The following is a 23,805-nucleotide window of genomic DNA, read 5'->3' on the forward strand; positions in this document are numbered from 1 at the left end:
TGTCAGCTGACAATCTCTTTGCTGTCAGCTGACAGCAACCGCCGGTAGCCTGGCGCCATGCTGAAGATCGGACTGACGGGCGGCATCGGCGCCGGCAAGAGCGAGGTGTCGCGGCTGCTCGCCGCCCACGGCGCGGTGATCGTGGACTCCGATGTGATCGCCCGCGAGGTGGTCGCCCCCGGCACGGCGGGCCTCAAGGCCGTGGCCGCCGAGTTCGGCGAGGGCGTGCTCGCGGCGGACGGCTCGCTGGACCGGCCGGCGCTCGGCGCGATCGTCTTCGCCGACCCGGAGCGGCTGCGGGCGCTGAACGCGATCGTGCACCCGCTGGTCCGGGCGCGGTCCGCCGAGCTGGAGGCGGCGGCCGCGCCGGACGCGGTGGTGGTGCACGACGTCCCGCTGCTCGCCGAGAACGGGCTCGGGCCGCTGTACGACAAGGTGATCGTCGTCGACGCGGCGGACGAGGTGCGGGTCGAGCGGCTGGTCCGGATGCGCGGGATGACCGAGGAGGAGGCCCGGGCCCGGATGGCGGCACAGGCGAGCCGGGCCGACCGGCTGGCGATCGCCGACCTGGTGATCGACAACACCGGTCCGCTGGAGGAGCTCGCGCCCAGGGTCGCCGAGGTGTGGGAGCGGCTCACCGCCCGTCGTTGAAGGCGGCGGTCCGGCCGGCAGCGGCGGCGGCGAACGCGCGGATCATCGGGTGGGCCCGGCTGCCGTCGCCGGCCAGTTCCGGCTGGAACAGCGAGGCCAGGAAGAACGGGTGGGCCTCGGCGGGCAGTTCCAGGATCCGCAGCTGCCCGGAGTCGTCCGCGCCGCTGAACCGCAGGCCGCCGGTGTGCAGCCGCTCCCGGTAGGCGTCGTTCAGCCCGTACGCGCAGTGGTAGCGCTCCACCGTGCGCGGTGCGCCGAGGACCCGCTCGGCCAGTGATCCGGGCGTCAGGCGCACCGCGCCCTCGTGCCCGACCAGGGAGCAGCTGAGCGGCACGATCACCGGATCGTCCTCGCCGGGGTCGTTCTCGCCGTGCGCGGCGCCGCCGATGCCGCAGACGTGGCGGGCGTACTCCAGCACCGCGTGCTGGAAGCCGGCGCAGGTGCCGAGGAAGGGGATGCGGCGTTCGCGGGCGGCGCGTACGGCGGCCACCGCGCCGTCCTCGCTGCGGTACGGGCTGCCGGGGAGCAGCCAGACGGCGTCGAAGCCGTCGAGCGTGCCGGGGTCGGCGGCCTCCTCGGTCGGGATCCAGTAGGCGTCCAGGACGAGCTGGTCGCGGTCGGCGAGCGCGTCGAGCAGTGCGGGGATCCGGGTGTGCGAGCGGACGGCGGTCGAGCGGTCGCCGACCAGGGCGAGGCGAGGGGCGGGATGCGTCATGCCGTTATCCTGACCGGCGGCGCGGCATCAGCGCCAACGATGATTCCTTACCCGTCGATCAGTGGATGTGATGGCCCGTGGAGCCGCAGCAGCTGCGCACCTTCGTCGCCGTGGTCCGGCTGGGCTCGTTCTCCGAGGCGGCCCGGGAGCTCGGCTACACCCAGTCGGCGGTCTCCCAGCAGATCGCCGCGCTGGAGGCGGACCTCGGTACAGCGGTGCTGCACCGCCGCCCGGTCGGCCCGACCGAGGCGGGCGCGCGGCTGCTGGAGCACGCCGCCGCGCTGCTGCTGAGGATCGACGCAGCGCGCGCCGACATCGCGCGCCTGGCGGGCGCCGCGAGCGCCCGGCTCACGGTCGGGGCCACACCACTGGCGCTCGGGGTGGAGGTGGGGCGCGCGCTCGCCGAGGTGCGCCGGGCGTATCCGGTGGTGGATCTGACGGTCCGGGTGCTCGCCCAGGACGCGCTGCCCGCCGAGGTCGCCGCCGGCGCCGTGGACCTCGCGCTCGTCGACGGCCCGGCCGCCCCGTCCGACCCGCTCCCGCTGCCCGACGTGGGCCCGCTCACCACCCTCGCCGTCGCGGAGCAGCCGCTCGCCGTCGCCCTGCCGGCGGGCCACCCGCTCGCCGGGCGCCCCGGTCTGGCGCTCGCCGACCTGTCCGCCGCGCACTGGCTGGACGCCCCCGGCCTCGCCCCGACCGGGGCCAGGCTGCGCGCCGCCACCGCCGTCGACGGCTACCGGCCGGCCGCCCGCTACCTGGGCACCGATCTGCGCGGGCTGCTCGCCCTGGTCGCCGCCGGGCACGGGCTGGCCCTGCTGCCCGCCGCCGTCCTGGCGGGTGCGCCGGGGGTCGCGGCCGTCCCGGTCCGGGCGCCCCGGCTGGTGCACCGCGTCGAACTGGTCCACGGCGCCCTGCCGGAGGGGCCCGCCGCGCTGCTGGCCCGGCTGCTGACGGAGGGCGCGGGCGGGGCTCAGCCGACGATGCGGGCGCCGGGGCAGCACGGGCCGTCGACCCGGTAGCAGACGTAGCGCAGACAGCCCAGGCAGACCGAGATGTTCTCCAGCCGCCAACTCTGGCCGTGGCAGGTGCAGTCGGCCCGTTCGCGCAGCAGCGTGTCCCAGCCGTCCGCGCCCCCGTTGGCGGCGAAGGCCGCGGCGACGTACGCGGTGGTGGCCGGGTCGTCGTCGGCGGTGCCGCGCCGGGTGGCGTCCAGGTGCCAGCAGTAGAGGGCGAGCAGCGCCCGTCCGTCGACCAGGCGGTAGGCGGCCCGGCCGTCGTCCTCCCAGGCCCGGACCAGCCTGGTGACCCGTTCGGGAAACGGGTGCACGGGGTCGAGGAGGCAGCGATTGCCCTGCAGCCGTGGCGGGTTGGCGGTCATGTGGTCCCCTTTCCGGGGCCCACGGTAGGGCGTCGTTCCGCGAAGTCCCCGACCGGGGTGGGAGGTTGGTGACGGCTTGTTACGTGCACGTGGTGCCGTCGGCGGGCACCACGCCGTCCAGCAGGTACTGGTCGACGGCCTGCTTGAGGCAGGCGTTGCCGGTGTCGTAGCCGCCGTGGCCCTGCCCGCGCAGGGTGACGGTCACCCCGACGCCCGCGCCGAGCTGCCGCGCCATCGCGCGGGCCCCCTCGTACGGGGTGGCCGGGTCGCCGGTGTTGCCGATGACCACGATCGGGGCCGCGCCGGGGGCGCTGACGTCGGGGTGGTCGGTCAGGCCGGACACCGGCCAGCCCGCGCAGGAGGTCAGCCCCCAGGCGGCGAAGTCGCCGAACACCGGCGAGGCCTGACGGAACGCCGGGAGCTGCGCGTCGACCTCGGCGGCGGTGTAGCGCTGCCGGTCGTCGACGCAGTTGATGGCCCGGTTGGCGGCGGACAGGTTGCTGTAGCGGCCCTGCGGGTCGCGGCCCTGGTAGGCGTCGGCGAGCGCGAGCAGGGTCTCGCCGGTGCCGAGCTGCAGCGCCTCCTGGAGGCCGACGGCGAGGGCGTTCCAGCTCGCCTCGCTGTAGAGCGCGGCGGCGATGCCGGTGACGGCGAGGTCCTGGGTGAGGGTGCGGCCGTCGCCGGCGGGCAGCGGGGCGGTGTCCAGGCCCTGGAGCAGGGTGGTGATCCGCCGGGTGCCCTCGGTACCGCCAGGGCCGGTCGGGCAGAGGTCGCCGACCTGCTCGGCGCAGGCCGCCATGAAGTTCTCCAGGGCGTGCTGGAAGCCCTCGGCCTGGCCGAGCGAGCCCTGCACCGGGTCCTGGGTCGGGTCGACGACGGCGTCCATCACCAGGCGGCCGACGGTGTGCGGGTACAGGTGGGCGTAGACGCCGCCGAGTTCGGTGCCGTAGGAGAAGCCGAAGTAGTGCAGCCGCTCGTCGCCGAGCACCTGGCGGAGCAGGTCGAGGTCGCGCGCCGCCGAGACGGTGTCGATGTGCGCCAGGACGGCGCCGGAGTTGCTCCGGCAGGCGGTGGCGTACGCGGTGACGGCCTCGTCGAGCGCCCGCACCTCGGCGGTGTCGTCGGGCGAGCCGTCGACGGCGGCCGCGGCGTCCGTGGCGGCGTCGTCCAGGCAGTGCACGCCCGCGCTCTCGCCGACGCCGCGCGGGTCGAAGCCCACCAGGTCGTAGCGGGTGTTGAGGTCGGCGTAGTCCCGGGCGAGGGCGGGCAGGGTGGCGACGCCGGAGGCGCCGGGGCCGCCGAAGTTGTAGAGCAGCGAGCCGATCCTCGGCTGCTCGCCGGCGGCCGGCAGCCGGATCAGCGCGAGGTCGATGGTCGGCCCGGTGGGGTCGGCGTGGTCCAGCGGGGCCTTGACCGTGGCGCACTCCCAGGGCGCGCCCGGGGCCTCGCCGCCGCCCTGGGCGGCGGAGGGGGCCGGGCAGGCCCGCCACGCGGGCTGCTGGCCGGTGAGCGCGGCGGGCAGCGCGGGGACGGTGGCGGTGGTGGCCGGGGACGCGGTCGGGGCGGTGGTGGCCGGGGTGGCCGGGGTGGCGGGGGTGGACGCGGCGGTGGACGGTTCGACCTTCGCGGAGCTCGCCGTCGTGCCGCTCTGGCATCCGGCGGCGCCGCCGGCCAGCGCCACGGCCAGGCCCAGGACTCCGGCGCCGCGTACGACAGGGTGCATGGGGGTTCCGTTCCGAGGCCGCCGGGTGGTTGCGCCACGGAGCCTAGGCCGGGGGCGGGCGGCCCGCCCGCCGGACTGGTCCGTCCGGCCCCGCCCGGGTGATCGGCCCGCGGGGCGGGTTGCCGGAGCCGGGGTGGCTCGTTGTTCCTGCCGTGAGCCCTGACTTTTCCGCCCGTGGCGGCTGTGAAGAAACGATTCTGCGCACCCGGGGGCGGTCATGACGGACGAGATTCCACGCGTCCCCGAGCCCCGCGCCGCCGACGAGGGCTGCGCGGTCGCGCTCGACCTGCGGGTCGACGTCTGGCCCGGCCTGACCGTCTCCGTCCCCGCCCGGCTGCGCTACCGCAGCGCCGACCCGTACGCCGTCTTCCTCGACAGCCACACCGACCTCGCCACGCCGATCACCTGGGTCTTCGCCCGCGAACTGCTCGCCGCCGGCCTGCGCGCCCGGGCGGGCATCGGCTGCGTCCGGGTCCGGCCCGGCGCCGGCGACCGCGCCGGGTCCGTCCTCATCACCCTGTCCGGTGAGGGCGGCAGCGTCGACCTGCACGCCCCGGCCGACCGCGTCCGCGCCTTCCTGGCCCGCACCGAGGGCCTCGTGCCGGTCGGCCGGGAACGGCGCCGGCTGGACCTGGACGGGCTGCTGCGCCGGCTGCGCGACGGCGGCGCCGCCTCGCCGGGGCCGTGACATTCACCTGTCCGAGTGTCCGGAGGGTCCCTGACGCGCCGCAGGCGAACCAATACTGTGAGTGTCTGTACGGCTACACCAGGGGAGTGCGGCACCGCGGCCGCCCATCCACACGTGGGGAGAAGAAGTGGCGGACAAGCGGCTCAAGGCCTGGGGCAACAACCGCGCCGGTCAGCTCGGCGACGGCTCCTGGGCCGCCCTGCACACCAAGGCCACCACCGTGCTCGGGCTGAGCGGCGCCGACGTGGTCAGGATCGCCGCCGGCGGCGCCGGGGCGGCCACCGGGCACGGGCTGGCGCTGCTGGCCGACGGCACCGTGCGCTCCTGGGGCGCCAACGGTTCGGGCCAGCTCGGCGACGGCTCGGCCTCCGGCCACAGCGCGCCCGACTGGGTCGTCAACCTGGGCGACGCCACCGACATCGCCGCCGGCGGCACGCACAGCCTGGCCCTGTGCGAGGACGGCACCGTGCTCGCCTGGGGCCAGAACGCCTACGGCCAGCTCGGCAACGGCGGCCACGCCGACAGCGGCGTCCCGGTCCGGGTCCGGCGCCTGGACGAGGTGGTCGCGATCGCCGCCGGCCTCAACCACAGCCTGGCGCTGCGCGAGGACGGCACCGTGTGGGCCTGGGGCCACAACGTCAACGGCCAGCTGGGCGACGGGACCTCGGCCGACCGCAACGTCCCGGTCCGGGTCTCCGGCCTGGACGCGGTCACCCGGATCGCGGCCGGCGCCAACCACAGCCTCGCGGTGACCGGCGGCCACGCGGTCAAGGGCTGGGGCTTCAACGCCTCCGGCCAGCTCGGCGACAACACCACGATCAACCGCTACACCCCGGTCCACACCCAGGGCGGCTGGTCCGGCGGCGTCGGGTGGATCGCCGCCGGCTGCCACCACAGCCTGGCCGTCACCGGCGACCACCGCCTCAGGACCTGGGGGCGCAACGCCTCGGGCCAGCTCGGCGACGGCACCACCACCTTCCGGACCACCCCCGTGCCGGTCCCGGGCCTGACCGGCGTGCGGCAGGCGGCGGGCGGCCGCGAGCACACCGTCGTCCTGCTGGCCGACGGCGCGGTCCGCTCCTGCGGCGGCAACGGCTCCGGCCAGCTGGGCGACGGCGGTACGACCGACAGCAGCATCCCGGTGACCGCCCTCACCGACCTGACCAGGGCGGACCGGATCGCCGCCGCGCTCGGCGGCGACTTCACCCTCGCCCACTGACCGGGCCCGCCGGCCGTCAGCGCCCCGGGGCGGCCTCGGGGCGCAGTGCGCGGACGGCGAACAGGGTGGTGAGGTGCGGCGAGCCGAAGTACAGCGGCACGCTGCCGGTGCGGAAGTAGCCGGCGGCCGGCCAGGAGCCGTCCGGGAGCTGCGCGTCGACGAGGCGCCGGCGCAGCCCGGGCAGGTCCGCGTCGGCGCCCGTGTACTCGCCGGCGAGCGTCAGGAGCGCCAGTTCGAGCGCGGTGTCGGCGAACTGGGTGGTGATGTGCTCGACCGCGCGCCGGGCCGGGGCGGCGAGGGCGGGCACGAGGGTGGACGCCCGGGCGACGGCGTGCAGGGAGGCCTCGGGGGACGCGTAGTACCGGGTGCCGGTGCGGGGGCCGGCCAGGTGCTGCCGGACGTACCGGAGCGTGGCCTCGGCCGCCGGGTGCGGCAACCGGCCGACGCTGCCCGGCAGGTGGAGCGCGAACAGGATGTCGGCGGCGATGACGGCGTCGTAGCGGCGGCCGCGTGCGGAGGTGTGGTCGGTGTCCTCCCAGTAGGCCGGTATCGGGCCGTCGTCCGGGCCGATCCGGGTGTCCAGCAACTCCCTGGCGAGGGAGTCCTGTTCGTCCGCCGGGAGCAGCCCGTGCCGGGCGAGCCCGGACACCGCGAGCGCGGTGCTGCCGGTGTCGGCGGCGAACGGCACGCCGGTCGGGAAGAGGCGGTACCGCGGCCGCCACGGGTGGCGGTACCGACCGGCCTGCCGGGCCAGCGCGGCCACCAGTGCGCGCTCCTCGGGCCGTTCGGCGTCGGGCCGCAGCAGCGCGAGGCCCCACGTGGCGGAGAGGCCCTCGCGGTCCGGGTCGAAGCCGAGGTCCACCCCGTGCTTCACGAGCACGCGCCGGCGGGCGTCGGCGCCGGTGAGCGGCGCGCGCAGCTCGGGGTCGAGGCCTGGCCGGGCGGACGGCAGTCCGGCGGGCCCCAACGCCCCGTGCAGGAAGGCCAGTCCGCGTCCGGCGGCGGCGTCCCACGCTGTTTCGTCGGCGGACATCGTGTCCCGTCCCCTCTTGTCGCCCTGTGTTGCCGGCCGGTCGGCCACCCCGCCCTTCTTCTACCCCGGGCGTGCGACCGCGCAAGCCTCAGCCGGCGGGCGGCCTGCGGAACAGCGCGGTGAGCAGCACGGGCAGGCCGAACAGCGGTGCGCCGGGTTCCTGCGGGACCATCGGGCGGATCTCCACCTCGGTGAAGTCGCCCAGGATCCAGCGCAGTTCGTCCGGGGTGAAGGCGAGCCCGCCGTCCAGCCGCCCGGTGCGGTACAGCTGGGCGTCGGGCAGTTCCGAGCCCATCGCGCCGGCCGCGAAGCAGGTCAGGCCGAAGTGCCCGCCGGGCGCCAGGACGCGGTCCAGCAGGGCGAGGTAGCTGATCCTGCGGTGCGGCGGCAGGTGGTGCAGGCAGCCGGAGTCGTAGACCAGGTCGTACCGGGGGAGGGGGAGTTCGACGGTGAAGATGTTGCCGTGGTGGAACCGCGGGGCGACGCCGGCCTCCCGGGCGCGCTCGCGGGCCCAGGCGAGGGCGGTGGAGGAGAGGTCGACGGCGTCCACCTCGAACCCGCGTGAGGCGAGGTGGACGGCGTTGCGGCCGGCCCCGCAGCCGAGGTCCAGCACCCGGGCGCCGGGGGCGAGCAGCCCGCGGTCGAGGTGGGCGGCGAGGTTCTCGTCCGGGGCGGCGACGAAGAACGGGCGCCCGGAGTCGCGGTCGGCGTAGAAGCCGTCCCACCAGTCGGCGGCGCGGTCGGTCCAGCGGTCGGCCCCGGGGGCGAAGAGCCCGTCGAGCAGGGCGAGGACGTCGTCGGTGGAGCGGATGGAGCGGTTCAAAGGGCGGCCCTTCCGGTGGGGATCGACACGGTCGAGCCTAGGAGTTCGGGGCCGTTCGATCACCTCCGCTCCGGCGTCGTGGAAGGGCCTGTACGGGCGGTGCCGGGTGGGGGTGACGGCCGTTCGAGGCCCTCCCCCCACCGGCGGGGGGAGGCGCCGGCGGTGCCCCGGCGGGGGCCCGGGAAGGGGCCTTCGGGCGGCGCGGCCGGGGGGCCGGAACGGGGTCGCGAGGTCAAGGTTCGGTCTCGATCGGCCGGTTGGGTAGAGTCGGCCGTATGGCGGACGAGGTGCTGCGGGTGGTGCTGATCGGGGGGACGTCGAACACCGGGAAGTCGACGGTCGCCCGGCTGGTGGCCGAGCGGCTGGGCTTCGAGTGCCGGTCGACGGACACGCTGGCGCGGCACCCGGGCCGCCCGTGGCCGGTACCGGGCCGGGAGGTGCCGCCGCATGTCGCCGAGCACTACCGCACGCTCACGGTGGACGAGTTGACCGCCTCGGTGCTCGACCACTACGCGCGGCTGGGGCCCCGGATCGCGGAGCTGGTGACGGAGCGGGCTGCTTCGTCGGGCGGCCCCGGCCTCGTCCTGGAGGGCTCGGCGCTCTGGCCCGCCGGTGTGGCGCGGCTGGTCTGCCCCGGCACCGCCGCGCTGTGGCTCACCGCGGACGAGGCCGTGCTCCGCGAGCGGATCCGGCGCGACGGGCGGTACACCGCGGCGACGGAGGACGGGCGGTACCTGATGGACAGGTTCCTGGCCCGCAGCGTCCGCTACCAGGAGCTGATGCTGGCCGAGCTGGACCGGCTCGGGCTCGTCCGGCTGGACGCCGGGGACGGCCGGTCCGCCGAGCAGTTGGCGCAGGCCGTCCTCGCGGCGCGTCCGCCCGCTACAGGTGCAGGGTGAACGAACCCCGGCCGTGGCGGCGGCCGTTGACCTGGAGTTCCAGCAGGTGCGCGCCCGCGTGGTAGCGCCGGGTGCTGATCGGCTTCACGGCGTGCCGGCGGGTGGCCCGCCAGGTCTCGCCGGGGGCGAGCGAGCGGGTGGTGAGCTTGAAGACCTTGGGCGTGCGGCCGCCGTTGGCCTTGACGTGGTGCACGACGTAGTCGATGACCACGCCGGCCCGTTCGTCGTGGGTGTTGGTCACCGCGTAGTCGAAGACCAGTTCCTCGCCGAGCCTGATCTCGGCGGTCCGCACGAGCGGGCCCTCGACGGTGACCGGGAGGTCGGGGCGGTGGCCGAGCAGGGCCAGGGCCTCGGGGCGGCCGGCCTTGACGAGGGTGCGCAGGCCGTGCCGGACCAGCGGGAGGGTGGTCGGCGCCGGGTCGGCGAGCCAGCGGGCGGCGGCCTCGACGGCGACGGCGGGGTGGTCGCGGCTGATGTCGTTGAGGTGGTTGGCGACCGAGCGGCGGACGTACTCCGACCCGTCCCGGTACAGCGCGTCGAGCAGCGGCACGGCGGGCGCCGGATCGGCGATCAGCGCGGGGAGTTGGGGTGCCCAGGGCAGCCGCGGCCGGGTGCCCTCGCTCGCGAGCCGGCGGACGTGCGGGTCCGGGTCGGCCGTCCAGTGCGTCATGACGGCGAGCGCCCGGCCCTGGTCGGCGCGGAGGAACGGGCGGACGGCGCTCTCCGAGGTCAGCCGCGGGGTGAGCGCGGCGAGCAGCGCGAGCGCCGGTTCGAAGGCGTCCGGCCCGCGCACGGCGACGGCCTCGCCGACCGGGAAGGTCATCCAGCCGGTGAACTCCTCGTCGCGCAGGGCCTCGTACAGCACCCGCTCGAACTCGGGGTAGCCGGACGGGAGGTCGGCGAGCACGGCGTCGCGGATCGCGGCGACGCGTTCGCTGAAGCCGAGCCCGTCGAGGGCCGCGCCGCACCGGTGGAGGGCGTCGGTGGTGACGCCGCGGCCGGTGCGGGCCAGGCAGCGGGCGAGTCCGGCGACGGTGTCCGGGTTGAGCATCTCGGCGGCCGAGGGCACGGCGGCGGTCTCCTTGGGTTCGGTGGGCGTGGTGGCTAGGGCGTGTCTTGTGGATCTTGTCGGATCAGGCCGCGGCGTTGGGGTGCGTGCATCGCAAGGCGGAGGAGGGAGCCACTGCGGAGCATTGGCGACCGACGACAACGCGGCGAGGTGCGTGCCCCGGCGCCGCGGACCCGGCAAAGATCCGCAAGACACGCCCTAGGGACGTTACGCGCTCGCGCGCCGGGCGGCACCTCACCGTGCCGCGGCGTCGCGGCGGCCGGTGGGCGGACGGAGGGTGACAGTGCGACCGTCGGTGTGCGACGCTTCGCATCCGCGCGTGGCCGAGTACGCGCGGAGCCGAGCACGCGCGGATGGACCGGGGGGTCCGCATGACTGAGAACGCGCCACCGGGAAGGCCCCGCCGCGGTCGCGGGGACGGGGTGGTCCGGACCGGCCGGGCCGTACCGCTGCTGCTGGTCGCCGGCGGGCTGGTGCTCGCCGCCGCCGCGCTGCGCCCGGACGGGGGCCTGCTGGGGACGCCGGGGGAGCCGCCGGTCGGCGCGCTCGGCTTCGTCGGGCTGATCGCCCTCGGCTGGGCGGGGATCGTCGGGCGGTTCGCGGCGCGCTTCCGCGAGGAGGTCCGCTCCCTGGTCGGGCCGACGCCGCGGGCCGAGCGGCTGCGCGAGGCCGCCGTGGTGCTGCTGGGCGGCGCCGCCGTGCTGGTGCCGGTGCTGCTGTTCCTCTTCCACGGCCGTACCCGGACCGACAACGAACGGCCCGAGCCGGTGGTCACGCCGCTGCCCGAGGTCACCGTGACGCCCACCCCGGAGCCGGAGGAGGGCGGCGCGCCGAACGGGGACGCCGGCCTGCTCGTCCTGCTGCTGTACGGGCTGGCCGCGGTCGTCGTGGTCGCCCTGCTGGTGTCGCTGGTCCGGCTGCTGCTGGGCCTGCACCGCTCGCGCCGGCGGCCGGAGCCGCTGCCCGCGGTCGGCCGGGTCGAGCCCGAGGACGCGCTCGCCGCCGCCGTCGCCACCGGCCGGCGGTCGCTGCACGGCGCCGACGCCCGGGCCGCCGTGATCGCCTGCTACGCCGCGATGGAGGGCTCGCTGGCGGACTCCGGGCTGGAACGGCAGGTCGGCGACAGCCCGGCGGAACTGCTGGAGCGGGCGGTCGCGGACGACCGCGTCGACCGGGCCCCCGCGTACGCGCTCACCGAGCTGTTCCGGGAGGCCAGGTACTCGTCCCACCCGATGGACGACGGCCATGTGCGCCGCGCCCGCGCCGCCCTGGACACCATCGCCGCCCGCCTGGCCGAGGCCGGCGCGGAGCCCGCCGACGGGGCCGGACAGCCCCTGACCGACCGTGCCGCAGCGTCCCGGAGCCACCGATGACCGCCGACTTCGCCCACCGCACCGCCGAAGTGCCCGAGCCCGGGCGGACCGGAGCCGGCTCGGTCCGGCACAGCCTGGTCGAACTGTCCGTCACCGCCGTGCTCGCCGAGGTGGTGTTCGGCCTGGTCGGCGGCCTGCCGGCGGTCGCCGCCGGAGCGGCCCTGATCGCCGTCGCGGCCCTGATCGCCGGCCGCTACGTCGCCGGCGGCGGGGTCCTGGACATCGGCCTGCGCCGCCGGCCGCGGCTGCTGGACGCGCACGAGCCAGGCCTCGCCGACTGGCGGTGGACGGTGCGCCAGGCGCTGGTCCCGGACGGCGACGCCCAGCCGCTGCGCGGGCGGCTCCAACGGCTGTACGCGGCCCGGCTCGCGGAGGCCCACCACCTCTCGCTCACCGCCGACCGGGAACGGGCGGCGGAGCTGGTCGGCCCCGGTCTCTGGCCGTGGATCGACCCGGCCGGCGACCTCCCGGCCCCGAGCGTCCCGCCGGACGTCCTGCACGCCCTCGTCGACCGGCTGGAGTCCCTGTAGTCGTGCCGATGGCAGGACCCGGCGCGGCCCTGTCGGCCGAAGCCGCCCCGTCGCGCGTCATCCCCCCGGCAGACCCGCCGCCGGGCCGCCGCCCCGGCCACCGATCCGAACGCCCCGTCAAGGAGAACCATGACCGCCGTCCCGCAGGCCCCCGCCGACCCGAGCGCCGACCCCGCGGCCCCGGACGGGCCCGGCGCGCTGACGCCGCAGCAGGCGGGGGACCGCGCCCGCGCGGTGCTGAAGGAGATCGAGCGCGCCGTCGTCGGCAAGCCCGAGGCGCTGCGCCTGGTGATGCTGGGCATCGTCGCCGGCGGCCATGTGCTGATCGAGGACCTGCCCGGGCTCGGCAAGACGCTCCTGGCCCGTTCGTTCGCGACCACCCTCGGGCTGGACTTCCGCCGGATCCAGTTCACGCCCGACCTGCTGCCCTCCGACGTCACCGGCGCGCCGTTCTACGACCAGCGCAGCGGCGAGATGGTGTTCCGCCCGGGCCCGCTGTTCACCCAACTGCTGCTGGCCGACGAGATCAACCGCACCCCGCCGAAGACCCAGGCCGCGCTGCTGGAGGCGATGGCCGAGGGACAGGTCTCGGTCGACGGCGCCACCCGCCGGCTGCCGCAGCCCTTCGCGGTGATCGCCACCGCCAACCCGATCGAGTACGAGGGCACCTACTCCCTGCCGGAGGCCCAGCTGGACCGGTTCCTGATCCGGGTGCGGATGGGGTACCTGTCCACCGGTCTGGAGGCGGCGATGCTCCGGGCGCGGCTGGACCGCTCCGCGCCCGAGGCGGTGCTCGACGCCGTCAGCAGCCCGGCCGAACTGCTCGCCGTGCGGGCCGCGGTCGAGCGCGTCGAGGTCGACGACGACCTCGTCGACTACGTCATCGCGCTGGTCGACGCCACCCGCAACGATCCGGAGATCCAGGTCGGCGCCTCGCCCCGCGGCGGCCTCGCGCTGGTGCAGTTGGCCCGGGCCCGCGCGATGCTGGAGGGCCGCGACTACCTGACGCCGGAGGACGTCAAGGAGCTCGCCGTCCCCGCGCTCGCCCACCGGATTACCCTGAAGCCGGAGTTGTGGGTGCGCGAGATCGACGCGGACGAGGTGCTGGCCCGGGTGGTGGCCGGTGTCCCGGCGCCGCAGACCGTACCGCGCGCCGCCGCGCCCGCCGCGCCTGCCGGTCCCGGCGGGTCCGGCGGGTCCGATGGGGGCTTCGCGCGGTGAGCGCCGATCCCGCCACCGCGCCCCGGCCCGAGGCCCCCGCCGCCGACCCGGTGACCGCCCGCATCGTCGCCCGCAGCGCCCGGGCCGGTGCCGAGGGCCTGCCCACCACCCCGCCGTCCCCGCACTGGAGGCCCGCCGACCGGACCCTGCGGCTGCTCACCGTCGCCACGGTCGCGGCCGCGGCCGCCCTGGTCACCGGGCACGCCTGGCTGCTCGCCCTGGCCGCCGCCCCGGCCGTGCTGCTCGCACTCGCCGCCCCGGGCACCGGCCGGCCCACCGAACTGGCCACCACCCTCACCGTGGAGCCGCGCCGCTGCTTCGAGGGCGAGCGCATCACCGTGCGGATCGGCATCCGGCACGACGGGCGGACCGGCCCGCTCGACCCCACCGTCGCGCTGGGCCCCGGCGTCGCCCTGGAGGCGCTGACCGTGCGCCCCACCGGCGTCGACCTCGCCCTGCGCGCCGACAGTTGGGGCCGCTGGAACCTGGGCGCCGTCGACATCGACGTGCACGACGCCGGCGCCCTGACCCGCCGCACCCTGCGCGCCGAACTCGGCACCGCGGACGTCTTCCCGGTGCCCGGAACGGCCCGGCTCACCCCCGTCCCGGTCCGGCTGCCCGAGCGGATCGGCGAGCACACCACCCGCCACGACGGCGCCGGCGTCGAGGTGACCGGCGTCCGCCCGTACGTCCACGGCGAGCGCCAGCGGCGCATCCACTGGCCCTCCACCACCCGCCGGGGCGGCATCCAGATCAACCAGTTCGCCGCCGAGCGGGCCTCCGACGCCGTCGTCCTGCTCGACACGCTCGACGACGTCCACGACCCGGCCACCGGGCTGTCCAGCCTGGACGAGAGCCTGCGCGCCGCCGCCGGACTGACCCGCGCCTACCTGCGCCGGCACGACCGGGTCGGCCTGGTCGCGGTCGGCGGCCGGCTGCGCTGGCTCACCGCCGCCACCGGCGACCGCCAGTTCCACCGGATGGTCGAGAGCGTGCTGGAGGTCCGTCAGGACCGCGTCCACCGCGGCCCCCTCGTGCCCCGGCTGCCGCTGCCCGCCCTGCCGGGCCACGCCCTGGTCTACGCGTTCACGCCGCTCGCCGACCAGCGCATCCTGGAGGTGCTCGGCCGGATCGGCGACCACGGCAACCCGCTCGTCGTGGTGGAGATCCCGGTCGGCGAGCCCCCGGTCGAACCGGACGACGAGGTGGGCGCCCTGGCCCTGCGGTTCTGGCGGGCCGAGCGCGAGGCGATGCGCGCCGCCCTGCGCGGGCGCGGCGTCCCGGTCGTCCGGTACGTCCCCGGCGAGACCCTGGACCTCGCGCTCGCGCCGCTGCTGCGCCGCCGGATCGGAGGAGGCGCGCGATGAAGGACCCCACGCCGCCGTCCGCCGTCGTCACGCCCGGCCCGCCCCCGGCCCTGCGGGCGCCCTGGCGGGAACGGGCGCTGCTCCGCCTGGTCGGCGCCGCCCTGCTGCTGGCCTCGGCCGGGGTGGGCGCCGACAACGGCGCCGCCGCGCTGGTCGGACCGGCCGGGCTGGTCGCCCTGCTCCTCCTGGCGACCTGGGCCGCCCCGCCGCCGCCCGAGCCGGTGCGCCGGCCCACCACCTGGGCGGCCCGGCAGGCCCCCCGGCGCCCCACCGCGCTGGCGACCGGCTGCGTCCTGCTCGCCGCGCTGGGCGAGCCCGGCCTCTGGCGGGGCGCCGCCTTGGCCGTGCTGCTGACCGCCTACCTGGTGCTCGTCGACGCCTTCGGCCCCGACCGGCGCCGCCCGAACCGCGCCCACGTGCTCGCCGCCCTGGCGGCCTCGGCCCTGGTCCTCCCGGTGGCGCTCACCGACACCGGGGCGGGGGAGTGGTCCCGTCCGGTGGCCCTGCTCGGCGTGCTGGCCGCCGCCGTCGGCGTGGGCCTCGGCCTGCGCACCCGCCGTCCGCGAACCTGACGCTGGGGCAATCTGGAAGAAGTCCGCCGCGGAGCACCCACGCCACAGTGGTCCGGGCGCTCCGCGGTCTTGAAGGGCCCGTCCCGGTCGCGTCGCGCCTCCCTCACCCACCACGTCCTGCGGAGGTCCAGTGGCGAAGACCGCGGAGTCGACTGCGGCCGGTCGATTCCTGTACAGCATCAACCACGACCGGCACAGGCTCGCGTTGAACGCGTACCTGGTGGTCGTCCTCGCGCACTGGGCCGAGCACCTGGCGCAGGCCTACCAGATCTGGGGGCTCGGCTGGCCCGCCAAGAAGGCCGGCGGCGCGCTCGGTCTCGCCTACCCCTGGCTCGTCACCACCGAGTGGCTGCACTACGGTTACGCCCTCTTCATGATCACCGTGCTGTTCCTGCTGCGCCCCGGCTTCACCGGGCGCAGCAGGACGTGGTGGACGATCTCCCTCGGCATCCAGTTCTGGCACCACATCGAGCACCTGCTGCTCTTCGTGCAGGCGCAGAGCCACCACTTCCTGTTCGGCCGCTCCGCGCCCACCAGCATCCTGCAACTGGTGGTCTCCCGGGTCGAGTTGCACCTCTTCTACAACACCATCGTCTTCATCCCGATGGTGATCGCCATGTATCTGCACCTGCGGCCGACCCAGGACGAGCTGGAGGGGATGACGTGCGGCTGCCGCGCCACGGGCAGCCCCCGGACGGCGGCCGTCTCCCATGCCTGAGACGGCCGTCCCGGTGGCGGACCCCGAGGTGGCCGGGGCGCGCGAGGGGCGGGCTCCGGACCGGGGCGCCGGGCGGGCGGGTTCGCCGCGGGCGTTCCAGCGGGCGATGGCGATCGGTCTCGGCCTGCTCGTCGTCGTGCTCGCGGCGGTGGGGTGGCTCAGTTCGGCGGAGGAGGTGAAGCTCTCCCGGGCCATCCCGGCGGCCGGCGGCCGGGTCGCGCAGGCCCCCGCCGAGGTGGCCCTGACGTTCTCGGGGGCGGTGCGCTCCTCCACGCTCATGCTGGCGGTGAACGGCACGGACGGCACCTCGGTGACGGACGGGACGCCGCAGCTCGACGGGAGCCGGTTGTCGGTGCCGGTCTCGATCACCGAGCCGGGGGCGTACCGGGTCACCTACCGGCTGGCGCTCGACCGGGGGCGGGTGGTCTCCGGGACGACCGAGTTCGTCGTCGGTGACGGGCCGCTGCCCGAGGGCGCCGAGGAGCTGGCGGAGGCCGGCTCGGACAGCGACGACGGCCACGGCCACGACATGGAGGGGCCGTTCAACATCGCGCTGCTCTGCCTGGACGCGCTGCTGCTCCCGGGCGCCCTGGTGCTGATGCTGCGGCGTCCGCGGGTGCGGTGACGGCCGGGCGCCGCCCGGCGCGCGAGGCCCGTTCCCCCGGTCGCGGGGAGCGGGCCCGCGCCCGTTCAGGAGACGGTCACCCGGCGGTCCGCGTGCTCCGCGGCCAGGGTGCCGAGCAGCCGCAGCGCCGTCTCCGACGGGGAGTTCGGCTCCACGGTGAAGGCCACCAGCATGAGCTCCGGCTCCTCGGTCCGCAGGACCTCCTGGAAGAGCGTGAGCTCGCCCACCTGGGGGTGGTGCAGCACATTGGTGAACGAGTCGCAGTTCGCCACCGAGTGGTCCTCCCACAGGGCGGCGAACTCGGCGCTGGAGGCGAGCAGTTCGCCGACCAGCGCGCGCACGCCGCCGTCGGCCGGGAACCTCGCCGCCACCATCCGCAGGTGGGCGACCACGGACCTGGCCTTGACCTCCCAGTTGGTGAACAGCGCCCGGGTCTGCGGGTCGAGGAAGATCAGCCGGGTCATGTTGGGCAGGACCTCGTGGTGGCGTCCGAACACCGCGTGCGCCAGCGGGTTCCAGGCGATCACATCGGCCGTCGGGGAGAGCACCATGACGGGCACGTCGCCCATCATCGTCATCAGCCTCCGCAGGCCGGCGGGGAGTTGCCGGGCCACCCGGGGCGCGCGGCCGGCCGCCGACCGCCTGGGGCGGGCGAGCGCGACCAGGTGGGTGTGCTCGGCCTCGTCCAGGCGCAGCGCCCGGGCCAGCGAGTCGAGGACGGCGTCGGAGACGTTCTGTCCCAGCCCCTGTTCCAGCCGGGCGTAGTAGGAGACGCTGACGCCGGCCAGTTGGGCGAGCTCCTCTCTGCGCAGGCCCGGCACTCGGCGGCGCTCTCCGTAGCAGCCGAGTCCGCAGTCAGCCGGATGGAGCCTGGCACGGCGGGACTTGAGAAATTTCCCGAGCTCATCCATGAGTCCCATTATGCTGAAAGTAGCACTGCGAAGCCTAGCCTTCCCAGTGATACGAACGACAGGTGTCTGGCTAGCGGGCGGACGATCTCCCACCCTTGCTCGCATGACCACGCTTCCCGACTCGCGGAACCGCATGAGCGCCCGGCTCAGGATGACCCTGTTCATCCTGCTGGGCGCGCAGTTCATGCTGTCCGTCGACTTCTCGATCCTCAACGTCGCGCTCCCCCAGATCGGTTCCGGGGTCGGGATATCCTCCGACGACCTGCCGTGGGTCGCGTCGGCGTACGCGCTGCCGGCCGCGGGCTTCACACTCCTGTTCGGCAGGATCGCCGACCTGTTCGGCCGCCGCCGGCTCTTCCTCGCGGGCATCGCGCTGCTCACCGTGGCGTCGGTGCTCGGCGGGATCGCGGACAGCGGGGCCCCGCTGCTGGCCGCCCGCGTCCTGCAAGGCCTGTCGACCGCCATGGCCGCCCCCGCGGCCCTGTCCCTGCTGATCACCTCGTTCTCCGAGGGCGCCATGCGGGAGCGGGTGCTGGGTCTGAACGGCGCGCTGCTGTCCGGCGGGTTCACCGTGGGCGCCCTGGTCGGCGGCACCCTGGTCGGCCTGCTGAGCTGGCGCTGGGCCTTCCTGATCAACGTCCCGGTGGCCGTCGCGATCCTGATCTCGACGCCGCGGCTGATCGCCGACAGCCGTGCCCCGGAGAAGGTCCGGCTCGACGTGCCCGGCGCCGTCTCGGTGACGGCCGGCCTGCTCGCGTTCACCTACGGCATCATCGACAAGAACCTGCTGATCGCCGCCATCGGCGTGGTGCTGCTCGGCGTGTTCTGGGCGATCGAGCTGCGCGCCGCCGCGCCGCTCGCCTCCGTGCGGATCCTCAAGCGCCCCAGCGTCAAGTGGGGGAACTTCGCCGGCCTCGTCGTGTTCTCGATGGAGAGCGCGCTGATCTTCCTCATGACGCTGTACCTCCAGGACGTGCTCCACTACGCCCCACTGATCACCGGTCTGATCTTCGGTGTGCCCGGGCTCGCGGCCGTGGCCGCCGGTGTCGTCGCGGGCCGGGCGATCGGCCGTTTCGGCACCCGGACCGTGCTGACCGTCGGCCTGGCGGTGCAGGGCCTGGCCACCGCGCCGCTGGTCCTGCTCGGCACCGACCGGGTGATGCTGGCGGTGCTGCTGCCCGCCCTGTTCATCGGCTTCTTCGGACACGTCACCTCCATCGTCGCCTACACCGTGACCGCGACCTCCGGCCTGCCGGACTCCGAGCAGGGCCTCGCGACCGGCCTCGCCGCGCTCAGCCAGCAGGTGGCGGTCACGATCGGCATCCCGATCCTGAGCGCCGTCGCCGCCACCCGCACCGTGCAGTTGGACGGCATCCGGCTCGCGCTCGCCGTCGACGTGGCCATCACGCTCCTCGCGGTGGTCCTCATCTGGACGGGTCTGCGCACCCGTTCCGAGGCGGTGCCCGCGGCCGCCGCCGGCCCGCAGGTCGAGGTCGGCGAGCAGGCGGCGAGCCGCTGAGTCTCCGGCGGGCGGGCCGCCCGGTGGCCTGCCCTCCGAATACGGCAGCCACGGAGAAGAGGTCCGGGATCATCCCCGGGATCATCGGAGAGCGATCGGCGGAGCGGCCCGGCGGAAATTCCGCGGGGTTCGCTCCGCCGCCCGCCGGCGCCGGTCGGACGAATTCGATTCGGCCGCCGCGCGCATTTCCTTCTCGCCGCGAGGAATGGACCCGATTGTGGCCGTCAAGAGAATCACCGCCAACCGCATCGACTTCGCCTATCTGGAACTCGGCGACGGGCCGCTGGCCCTGCTGACGCACGGCTTCCCGATGTCCCCGGCGACCTACCGGTACCTCATGCCGGCGCTCGCCGACGCGGGCTACCGCGCCGTCGCCCCCTACCTGCGCGGCTTCGCGCCCTCGGCGCAGCCGCCGGACGGCGGCTTCGCGATCGCCGACCTGGCGGCCGACGTGAATGGCCTCCACGAGGCGCTCGGCGGTGACGGCGACGCCGTCCTGATCGGGCACGACTTCAGCGTCCCCGCGGCGCTTGGCGCGGCCGGCACGGAGGCGGACCGCTGGTCCAAGCTCGTCCTCTGCGACGTCCCGCCGTTCGAGGTGTTCGGGCCGATGGTCCTGACGCCGCGGGGCACCGACGCGCTGAGCCACTTCTGGTTCTTCCAGACGGCGGCGGCCGAGCAGGTCGTCGCCGCGGACGACCTCGCCTACATCGACTGGATCTATCGGAAGTTCACCGCCGCCGGCTTCGACGCCACCGAGGACCTGAAGCACGCCAAGGACGCCCTCCGGGGGCCGGAGAACCTGGCGGCGGCCCTGGCCCTCTACCGGACGACCTTCGCCCCCGACCGCCTCGGCACGCCGGAGTGGCTGCAGGAGCACGCCGCCGTCTGGGGCGCCCCGCCGACCAGGCCGACGCTCAACCTGTTCGGCTCGGAGGACCCGAGCTTCCAGATCACCGACGAGACGCTGGCGGCCATCGTCGAGGGCCTGCCCGAGGGCTCGCACGCCGAGGTGGTCCAGGGGGTCGGCCACGCCGGGCTCGTCGAGAGACCCGCCGAGGTCAACAGCCTTATCCTGCGCTTCCTGGCCGGGGAACTCTGAGCGGCGGTACGCCGGAACGGCCCGGGTGGCCGGCCGCTGGGGCCGGCCACCCGGGCCGCTTCGTCAGGCGCGCGAACGGTCAGGAGCTGAACTTGTCCTGGCCGTTCCACCAGTTCTCGCCGGGCCCCTTGGCGGTGGCGTCGTCGTAGCGGTCGTGGTGGCGCCACCAGTCCCAGGGGTGCTCCAGGCCCTCCTCCTGCCGGCCCAGCAGTGTCATATCCAGGTAGTTGTAGGTGTTCAGGGTGACCTCGCTGCCCCGGTCGTACAGCGAGTTGGTGTGGTAGACCTGGTCGCCTTCGCGCAGGAAGGAGCTCACGCCGGGCAGTTCGCCCTTGTCGGTGGTCACGTTGAAGTCGCGGTTGAAGTCGCTGCCGTGGGAGGAGACGAAGGGCAGGTCCCAGCCCATCCGCTCGCGGAACGGCTCGATCTTGGCGATCGGCGCCCGGGCCACCATCACGAACGAGGTGTCGCGGTTGTGCATGTGGGCCAGGTGCCCCACCGAGTCGGCCTGCATCGAGCAGCCGGGGCAGCCCTGCTCCCAGGCCGGGTCGAACATGAAGTGACGGACGATCAGCTGCCGCCGGCCCTGGAAGAGGTCGAGCAGCGTGGGCGAGGCCCCGGGCGCCTCGAACACGTACTCCTTCTCGACCAGCACCCGCGGCAGCGCGCGGCGGGCCGCCGAGACCGCGTCGCGCACGCGGGTGAGCTCCTTCTCCTGCTCCAGCAGTTCCTTGCGGGCGGTGAGCCACTCGTCCTTGCTGACGATGGGCGACAGATCCACACTGGCCTCCTGGCTACGGTGCCGCCGCCGGTGAGGCGGCGGGCGGGAACGATGCTGGCACCAGGGTGGCACGCACGGCGCTCGCGTTCTTCCTCGCGATTGCTCAACGCCATTGCCCGGCGCATAACGCCGGCCGCCGCGATCCGGCAATTCAGAAGATGTCCCGCCGGCCCGTCCGGTGAAATCGTTTCCCGGTGACCGCGCGAATGTGAGATCCGGTCCGGTCACCACTCAACCGAACCGTCCAGGAGGAAATGCCATGTCGTCCACTGGAATACCGACCCGGGAAGAAATCGTCGAGCGGGTCGCCGCACTGGTGCCGGTCCTCCGGGAGCAGGCGGCCTGGTCCGAGGAGAACCGCCGGCTGAGCGACGAGACGGTCGCGACCCTCGCCGAGGCCGGCGTCTTCCGGCTCAGGACGCCGGTGCGCTACGGCGGCTACGAGTGCGACACCACCACGCTGGTGGAGGTGGCGATGGAGCTCGGCCGCGCCGACGGCGCCATCGCCTGGACCTCCTCGGTCCTCTGGATCCCGACCTGGCTCGCCGGCCTCTTCCAGGACGCCGCCCAGGACGAGGTCTTCACGTCCGAGGCCCCCCGGGTCTGCGGCACCAACAGCCCCACCGGCACGGCCGTGCCGGTCGAGGGCGGCATCGTGCTCAACGGCTCCTGGAAGTTCGTCAGCGGGGCCTGGCACTCGGGCTGGCAGGAGATCGCCGCGATCCTGCTCCGTCCGGACGCCGAGCCCGAGCCGATCATGGCGCTGGTCCCGATCGCCGACCTCAAGCTCGTCGACGACTGGCACACCAGCGCCCTGCGCGGTACGGGCAGTGTCACCACGGTGGCCGAGGAGCTCTTCATCCCGGAGCACCGCGTCATCCCGATGAGCGCCTCGATGCGGCCGCAGGGCCTGTCGGAGGCCAACGCCGAGTCCCCGGTGTGGCGCACCCCGGCCGCCCTGGTCGCGGCGGCCTCCGGGGCCGGCGTGGTGGTCGGCCTGGCCAAGGCGGCGCGGGAGGTCTTCTTCGAGCGGCTGCCCGGCCGGAAGATCACCTACACCGACTACGAGGCGCAGAGCGAGGCCCCGATCACCCACCTGCGGGTCGCCGAGGCCGTCAACAGCATCGACCAGGCGGAGTTCCACGCCCGCCGCGCCGCGGCCACCGTGGACGCCAAGGCCGCGAGCGGCGAGGAGTGGAAGCTGGAGGAGCGCGCCCAGGTCCGCAACGACCACGGCGAGGCGACCCGGCTCGCCAAGCACGCCATCGACCTGCTGATGAGCATCAGCGGCGGTACCTCGATCTTCCTCGACGTGCCGCTCCAGCGGATCGCCCGGGACATCCAGGCGGTCGCTCTGCACGCCCTGATCAACCCGGACACCAACGCGGAGCTCTACGGCCGGGCCCTGTGCGGTCTGGAGCCCAACACGCTGTACATCTGAGCCGACCGAGGCGAGGCCGGGCCCGCCGCTCCGAGACCGGGGCGCCGGGCCCGGGCGCGCTCAGGGCCCCACCATGCCGCCGGTCAGGTCGGCCGCCGTCCCCGTGGACACCGCGGCCAGGTCCGAGGCCATGAACGCCGCCATGTTGCCGACGTCCGCCAGCGAGGGCCAGCGGCCCAGCAGGTTGCGGGCCGCGGAGCGGTCCTGCCAGCCCGCCATCCGGGCCGGCAGTTCGGGACGGTCCGTCGCCAGCGTGGTCCTCGCCGCGTCCGGCGACCCGGCGGAGTGGAGGCAGAGCACCCGTACGCCCTGCGGCCCGAGTTCGGCCGCGAGGGTGCGGGCGAAGGCCTCCACCGCCGCCCAGGCCGGGCCGAACCCGGCCGTGTAGGGGAACGGGACGCGCGCGGGCGCGGCGGTCATCATCATGATGACGCCCCGTTCCCGCGGCAGCATGCGCGCGGCCGCCGCGTTGGCGGTGGTGAACTGCGCCTTGGTGAAGTCGATGATCGGCAGCGAGAAGTCCTCGAAGGACAGCTCGCCCAGGGCCGCGCCCTGCTCGCCGCCCGGCCGCCGGGTGGAGGTCGCGCAGAAGGAGATGTCGAGCCCGCCGGTCCGCTCGACCACGGAGTCCAGGAAGCCGTCGACCGCCTCCCGGTCCAGCGCGTCCACCCGCGCGGTCACCAGTGAGCCGCCCTCGCCCTCCACGTCGTGGGCCAGCTGTTTGAGCGCGGCCTCGCCGCGGCCCGCCACGAACACCCGGGCGCCCTCCCTGACGAAGGCCTTGGCCACCGCGCCTCCGACCGACCCCGCGCCGTAGACGACGGCCGTCCTGTCCGTCAGCAGACTCTCCATCGGGCTTCCCCTTCCCTCGGCGCCGCCGTGGCGCGCGGAACGTCTGATCCACGCTAAGGAGGGTCCGCCCCACCCGCGACCCGAGCGGGCGTGCGCCCACCCGAAGGTGTGTCCGGGCCGGACCGGAAACTGACGAACACGCGTTCGCCGCGCCGCCGGTCAGCCGCACCACCCGCGCCGCGGCCCGCCCTCCCGTCGGCGCAGGGCGTCCGGCGGGAGGCCTGCGGCGGCCAGGTGGGCGCGGAGGACGGCGGCTTCGGCCTCCGTCACCGTGACGGACAGGGCGCGACCGGTGTCGCCCGCGCTGTAGACCAGGACGTCGTCGCGCCGGCACTCGGCGCTGATGGTGTACGGGGCGAGCGCCACCAGGACGGCGAACTGCCCGTCGTCCCGGAGGTCGATGTCGACGGCGGTCCGGGACTCCGAGAGGGTGAGCAGCCGCTCGTACGCGGGCAGCACCTCCGGCGGCCACGGTTCGTCACTGATCGCGTCCACCCAGGCCTCGCGGATGAACGGGCGCAGGGCGCGCAGGGCCTCGCGGTGGACGGCGGCGGCGACGGACGGGGGCAGGCCGTCGGCGAGGAAGAGGTCCATG

Annotated in this window: 25 protein-coding genes; 15 read left to right on the plus strand and 10 right to left on the minus strand. The window is 75.2% G+C overall.

The window, feature by feature from the left end; translation table 11 throughout:
• Positions 1-57 precede the first annotated feature (57 nt).
• Entirely contained in the window at positions 58-651 is a 594-nt protein-coding gene (gene coaE, locus ACFZBX_RS20915) for a dephospho-CoA kinase (protein ID WP_391535250.1), read from the plus strand.
• On the opposite strand, the gene ACFZBX_RS20920 is transcribed toward coaE, so the two are convergent.
• Positions 635-1,366, minus strand: a complete 732-nt coding sequence (locus ACFZBX_RS20920; protein WP_391535251.1) for a hypothetical protein — start codon at positions 1,364-1,366, stop codon at positions 635-637. The genes coaE and ACFZBX_RS20920 overlap by 17 nt on opposite strands.
• 77 nt (positions 1,367-1,443) lie before the next feature.
• On the opposite strand from ACFZBX_RS20920, the gene ACFZBX_RS20925 reads away from it, so the two are divergent.
• On the plus strand, positions 1,444-2,385 hold the full coding sequence (locus ACFZBX_RS20925; protein ID WP_391535252.1) for a LysR family transcriptional regulator: 942 nt from the start codon (positions 1,444-1,446) through the stop codon (positions 2,383-2,385).
• On the opposite strand, the gene ACFZBX_RS20930 is transcribed toward ACFZBX_RS20925, so the two are convergent.
• Both ACFZBX_RS20930 and ACFZBX_RS20935 read right to left on the minus strand, forming a co-directional pair.
• Complete coding sequence (locus ACFZBX_RS20930) at positions 2,337-2,744, minus strand: hypothetical protein (protein WP_391535253.1); 408 nt, start codon at positions 2,742-2,744, stop codon at positions 2,337-2,339. The genes ACFZBX_RS20925 and ACFZBX_RS20930 overlap by 49 nt on opposite strands.
• A 79-nt stretch (positions 2,745-2,823) precedes the next feature.
• Complete coding sequence (locus ACFZBX_RS20935) at positions 2,824-4,467, minus strand: alpha/beta hydrolase (RefSeq protein WP_391535254.1); 1,644 nt, start codon at positions 4,465-4,467, stop codon at positions 2,824-2,826.
• Between the two features lie 217 nt (positions 4,468-4,684).
• Between ACFZBX_RS20935 and ACFZBX_RS20940 the strand changes: the two genes are divergently transcribed.
• Positions 4,685-5,155, plus strand: coding sequence for an SsgA family sporulation/cell division regulator (locus ACFZBX_RS20940; RefSeq protein WP_391535255.1), 471 nt, complete (start codon positions 4,685-4,687; stop codon positions 5,153-5,155).
• A 127-nt stretch (positions 5,156-5,282) separates the two neighbouring features.
• Complete coding sequence (locus tag ACFZBX_RS20945) at positions 5,283-6,374, plus strand: RCC1 domain-containing protein (protein WP_391535256.1); 1,092 nt, start codon at positions 5,283-5,285, stop codon at positions 6,372-6,374.
• Between the two features lie 16 nt (positions 6,375-6,390).
• On the opposite strand, the gene ACFZBX_RS20950 is transcribed toward ACFZBX_RS20945, so the two are convergent.
• Both ACFZBX_RS20950 and ACFZBX_RS20955 read right to left on the minus strand, forming a co-directional pair.
• Positions 6,391-7,407 carry a hypothetical protein gene (locus ACFZBX_RS20950; RefSeq protein ID WP_391535257.1) on the minus strand — a complete coding sequence of 339 codons (1,017 nt, stop codon included), beginning with the start codon at positions 7,405-7,407 and terminating at the stop codon, positions 6,391-6,393.
• An 88-nt stretch (positions 7,408-7,495) separates the two neighbouring features.
• On the minus strand, positions 7,496-8,230 hold the full coding sequence (locus tag ACFZBX_RS20955; protein ID WP_391535258.1) for an SAM-dependent methyltransferase: 735 nt from the start codon (positions 8,228-8,230) through the stop codon (positions 7,496-7,498).
• A gap of 275 nt (positions 8,231-8,505) precedes the next feature.
• Here ACFZBX_RS20955 and ACFZBX_RS20960 point away from each other — a divergent pair, with 275 nt between their 5' ends.
• On the plus strand, positions 8,506-9,129 hold the full coding sequence (locus ACFZBX_RS20960) for a hypothetical protein (protein WP_391535259.1): 624 nt from the start codon (positions 8,506-8,508) through the stop codon (positions 9,127-9,129).
• Here the strand turns inward: ACFZBX_RS20960 and ACFZBX_RS20965 are convergent.
• Complete coding sequence (locus tag ACFZBX_RS20965; protein WP_391535260.1) at positions 9,113-10,198, minus strand: DNA alkylation repair protein; 1,086 nt, start codon at positions 10,196-10,198, stop codon at positions 9,113-9,115. The genes ACFZBX_RS20960 and ACFZBX_RS20965 overlap by 17 nt on opposite strands.
• 371 nt (positions 10,199-10,569) lie before the next feature.
• On the opposite strand from ACFZBX_RS20965, the gene ACFZBX_RS20970 reads away from it, so the two are divergent.
• The 7 genes from ACFZBX_RS20970 (at position 10,570) to ACFZBX_RS21000 (ending at position 16,604) form a co-directional block, all read left to right on the plus strand.
• Positions 10,570-11,571, plus strand: coding sequence for a DUF4129 domain-containing protein (locus ACFZBX_RS20970; protein ID WP_391535261.1), 1,002 nt, complete (start codon positions 10,570-10,572; stop codon positions 11,569-11,571).
• Complete coding sequence (locus tag ACFZBX_RS20975; protein WP_391535262.1) at positions 11,568-12,101, plus strand: hypothetical protein; 534 nt, start codon at positions 11,568-11,570, stop codon at positions 12,099-12,101. Before ACFZBX_RS20970 ends, ACFZBX_RS20975 begins: the two co-directional genes overlap by 4 nt.
• A gap of 129 nt (positions 12,102-12,230) precedes the next feature.
• Positions 12,231-13,322 (plus strand): AAA family ATPase, encoded by a 1,092-nt coding sequence (locus ACFZBX_RS20980; protein WP_391535263.1) that lies wholly within the window; start codon positions 12,231-12,233, stop codon positions 13,320-13,322.
• On the plus strand, positions 13,319-14,689 hold the full coding sequence (locus ACFZBX_RS20985; protein ID WP_391535264.1) for a DUF58 domain-containing protein: 1,371 nt from the start codon (positions 13,319-13,321) through the stop codon (positions 14,687-14,689). Before ACFZBX_RS20980 ends, ACFZBX_RS20985 begins: the two co-directional genes overlap by 4 nt.
• Positions 14,686-15,261: a hypothetical protein gene (locus tag ACFZBX_RS20990; protein WP_391535265.1), complete on the plus strand. Its 576-nt coding sequence runs from the start codon at positions 14,686-14,688 to the stop codon at positions 15,259-15,261. Before ACFZBX_RS20985 ends, ACFZBX_RS20990 begins: the two co-directional genes overlap by 4 nt.
• A 130-nt stretch (positions 15,262-15,391) precedes the next feature.
• Positions 15,392-15,979, plus strand: a complete 588-nt coding sequence (locus ACFZBX_RS20995; RefSeq protein WP_391535266.1) for a hypothetical protein — start codon at positions 15,392-15,394, stop codon at positions 15,977-15,979.
• A complete protein-coding gene (locus tag ACFZBX_RS21000; protein WP_391535267.1) occupies positions 15,972-16,604 on the plus strand; it encodes a copper resistance protein CopC in 633 nt (210 codons plus the stop codon). The genes ACFZBX_RS20995 and ACFZBX_RS21000 overlap by 8 nt, the downstream gene beginning before the upstream one ends.
• Positions 16,605-16,669: 65 nt before the next feature.
• Here ACFZBX_RS21000 and ACFZBX_RS21005 read toward each other — a convergent pair whose 3' ends face one another.
• Positions 16,670-17,524 carry a helix-turn-helix transcriptional regulator gene (locus ACFZBX_RS21005; protein ID WP_391535268.1) on the minus strand — a complete coding sequence of 285 codons (855 nt, stop codon included), beginning with the start codon at positions 17,522-17,524 and terminating at the stop codon, positions 16,670-16,672.
• A gap of 94 nt (positions 17,525-17,618) precedes the next feature.
• Between ACFZBX_RS21005 and ACFZBX_RS21010 the strand changes: the two genes are divergently transcribed.
• Together ACFZBX_RS21010 and ACFZBX_RS21015 are read left to right on the plus strand one after the other, a co-directional pair.
• Positions 17,619-19,034: an MFS transporter gene (locus tag ACFZBX_RS21010; RefSeq protein WP_391535269.1), complete on the plus strand. Its 1,416-nt coding sequence runs from the start codon at positions 17,619-17,621 to the stop codon at positions 19,032-19,034.
• 217 nt (positions 19,035-19,251) lie between these two features.
• On the plus strand, positions 19,252-20,136 hold the full coding sequence (locus tag ACFZBX_RS21015) for an alpha/beta fold hydrolase (RefSeq protein WP_391535270.1): 885 nt from the start codon (positions 19,252-19,254) through the stop codon (positions 20,134-20,136).
• A gap of 79 nt (positions 20,137-20,215) precedes the next feature.
• On the opposite strand, the gene ACFZBX_RS21020 is transcribed toward ACFZBX_RS21015, so the two are convergent.
• Complete coding sequence (locus ACFZBX_RS21020; protein WP_391535271.1) at positions 20,216-20,917, minus strand: DUF899 domain-containing protein; 702 nt, start codon at positions 20,915-20,917, stop codon at positions 20,216-20,218.
• A gap of 259 nt (positions 20,918-21,176) precedes the next feature.
• Between ACFZBX_RS21020 and ACFZBX_RS21025 the strand changes: the two genes are divergently transcribed.
• Complete coding sequence (locus ACFZBX_RS21025) at positions 21,177-22,358, plus strand: acyl-CoA dehydrogenase family protein (RefSeq protein ID WP_391535272.1); 1,182 nt, start codon at positions 21,177-21,179, stop codon at positions 22,356-22,358.
• Between the two features lie 60 nt (positions 22,359-22,418).
• Here the strand turns inward: ACFZBX_RS21025 and ACFZBX_RS21030 are convergent, their stop codons facing one another.
• A complete protein-coding gene (locus ACFZBX_RS21030; protein WP_391535273.1) occupies positions 22,419-23,210 on the minus strand; it encodes an SDR family NAD(P)-dependent oxidoreductase in 792 nt (263 codons plus the stop codon).
• Positions 23,211-23,369: 159 nt separating this feature from the next.
• A complete protein-coding gene (locus ACFZBX_RS21035; RefSeq protein ID WP_391535274.1) occupies positions 23,370-23,804 on the minus strand; it encodes a hypothetical protein in 435 nt (144 codons plus the stop codon).
• Position 23,805 lies beyond the last annotated feature (1 nt).

Origin of the sequence: Kitasatospora sp. NPDC008115, assembly GCF_042957205.1 — a bacterium.
GTDB lineage: Bacteria > Actinomycetota > Actinomycetes > Streptomycetales > Streptomycetaceae > Kitasatospora.

Bases quoted from the DNA above. Each gene is read 5' to 3' on its own strand.
- coaE (WP_391535250.1), top strand. From the start codon at position 58: ATGCTGAAGATCGGACTGACGGGCGGCATCGGCGCCGGCAAGAGCGAG.
- ACFZBX_RS20920 (WP_391535251.1), bottom strand. From the start codon at position 1,366: ATGACGCATCCCGCCCCTCGCCTCGCCCTGGTCGGCGACCGCTCGACC.
- ACFZBX_RS20930 (WP_391535253.1), bottom strand. From the start codon at position 2,744: ATGACCGCCAACCCGCCACGGCTGCAGGGCAATCGCTGCCTCCTCGAC.
- ACFZBX_RS20935 (WP_391535254.1), bottom strand. From the start codon at position 4,467: ATGCACCCTGTCGTACGCGGCGCCGGAGTCCTGGGCCTGGCCGTGGCG.
- ACFZBX_RS20940 (WP_391535255.1), top strand. From the start codon at position 4,685: ATGACGGACGAGATTCCACGCGTCCCCGAGCCCCGCGCCGCCGACGAG.
- ACFZBX_RS20950 (WP_391535257.1), bottom strand. From the start codon at position 7,407: ATGTCCGCCGACGAAACAGCGTGGGACGCCGCCGCCGGACGCGGACTG.
- ACFZBX_RS20960 (WP_391535259.1), top strand. From the start codon at position 8,506: ATGGCGGACGAGGTGCTGCGGGTGGTGCTGATCGGGGGGACGTCGAAC.
- ACFZBX_RS20970 (WP_391535261.1), top strand. From the start codon at position 10,570: ATGACTGAGAACGCGCCACCGGGAAGGCCCCGCCGCGGTCGCGGGGAC.
- ACFZBX_RS20975 (WP_391535262.1), top strand. From the start codon at position 11,568: ATGACCGCCGACTTCGCCCACCGCACCGCCGAAGTGCCCGAGCCCGGG.
- ACFZBX_RS20980 (WP_391535263.1), top strand. From the start codon at position 12,231: ATGACCGCCGTCCCGCAGGCCCCCGCCGACCCGAGCGCCGACCCCGCG.
- ACFZBX_RS20990 (WP_391535265.1), top strand. From the start codon at position 14,686: ATGAAGGACCCCACGCCGCCGTCCGCCGTCGTCACGCCCGGCCCGCCC.
- ACFZBX_RS21000 (WP_391535267.1), top strand. From the start codon at position 15,972: ATGCCTGAGACGGCCGTCCCGGTGGCGGACCCCGAGGTGGCCGGGGCG.
- ACFZBX_RS21005 (WP_391535268.1), bottom strand. From the start codon at position 17,524: ATGGGACTCATGGATGAGCTCGGGAAATTTCTCAAGTCCCGCCGTGCC.
- ACFZBX_RS21010 (WP_391535269.1), top strand. From the start codon at position 17,619: ATGACCACGCTTCCCGACTCGCGGAACCGCATGAGCGCCCGGCTCAGG.
- ACFZBX_RS21025 (WP_391535272.1), top strand. From the start codon at position 21,177: ATGTCGTCCACTGGAATACCGACCCGGGAAGAAATCGTCGAGCGGGTC.
- ACFZBX_RS21030 (WP_391535273.1), bottom strand. From the start codon at position 23,210: ATGGAGAGTCTGCTGACGGACAGGACGGCCGTCGTCTACGGCGCGGGG.
- ACFZBX_RS21035 (WP_391535274.1), bottom strand. From the start codon at position 23,804: ATGGACCTCTTCCTCGCCGACGGCCTGCCCCCGTCCGTCGCCGCCGCC.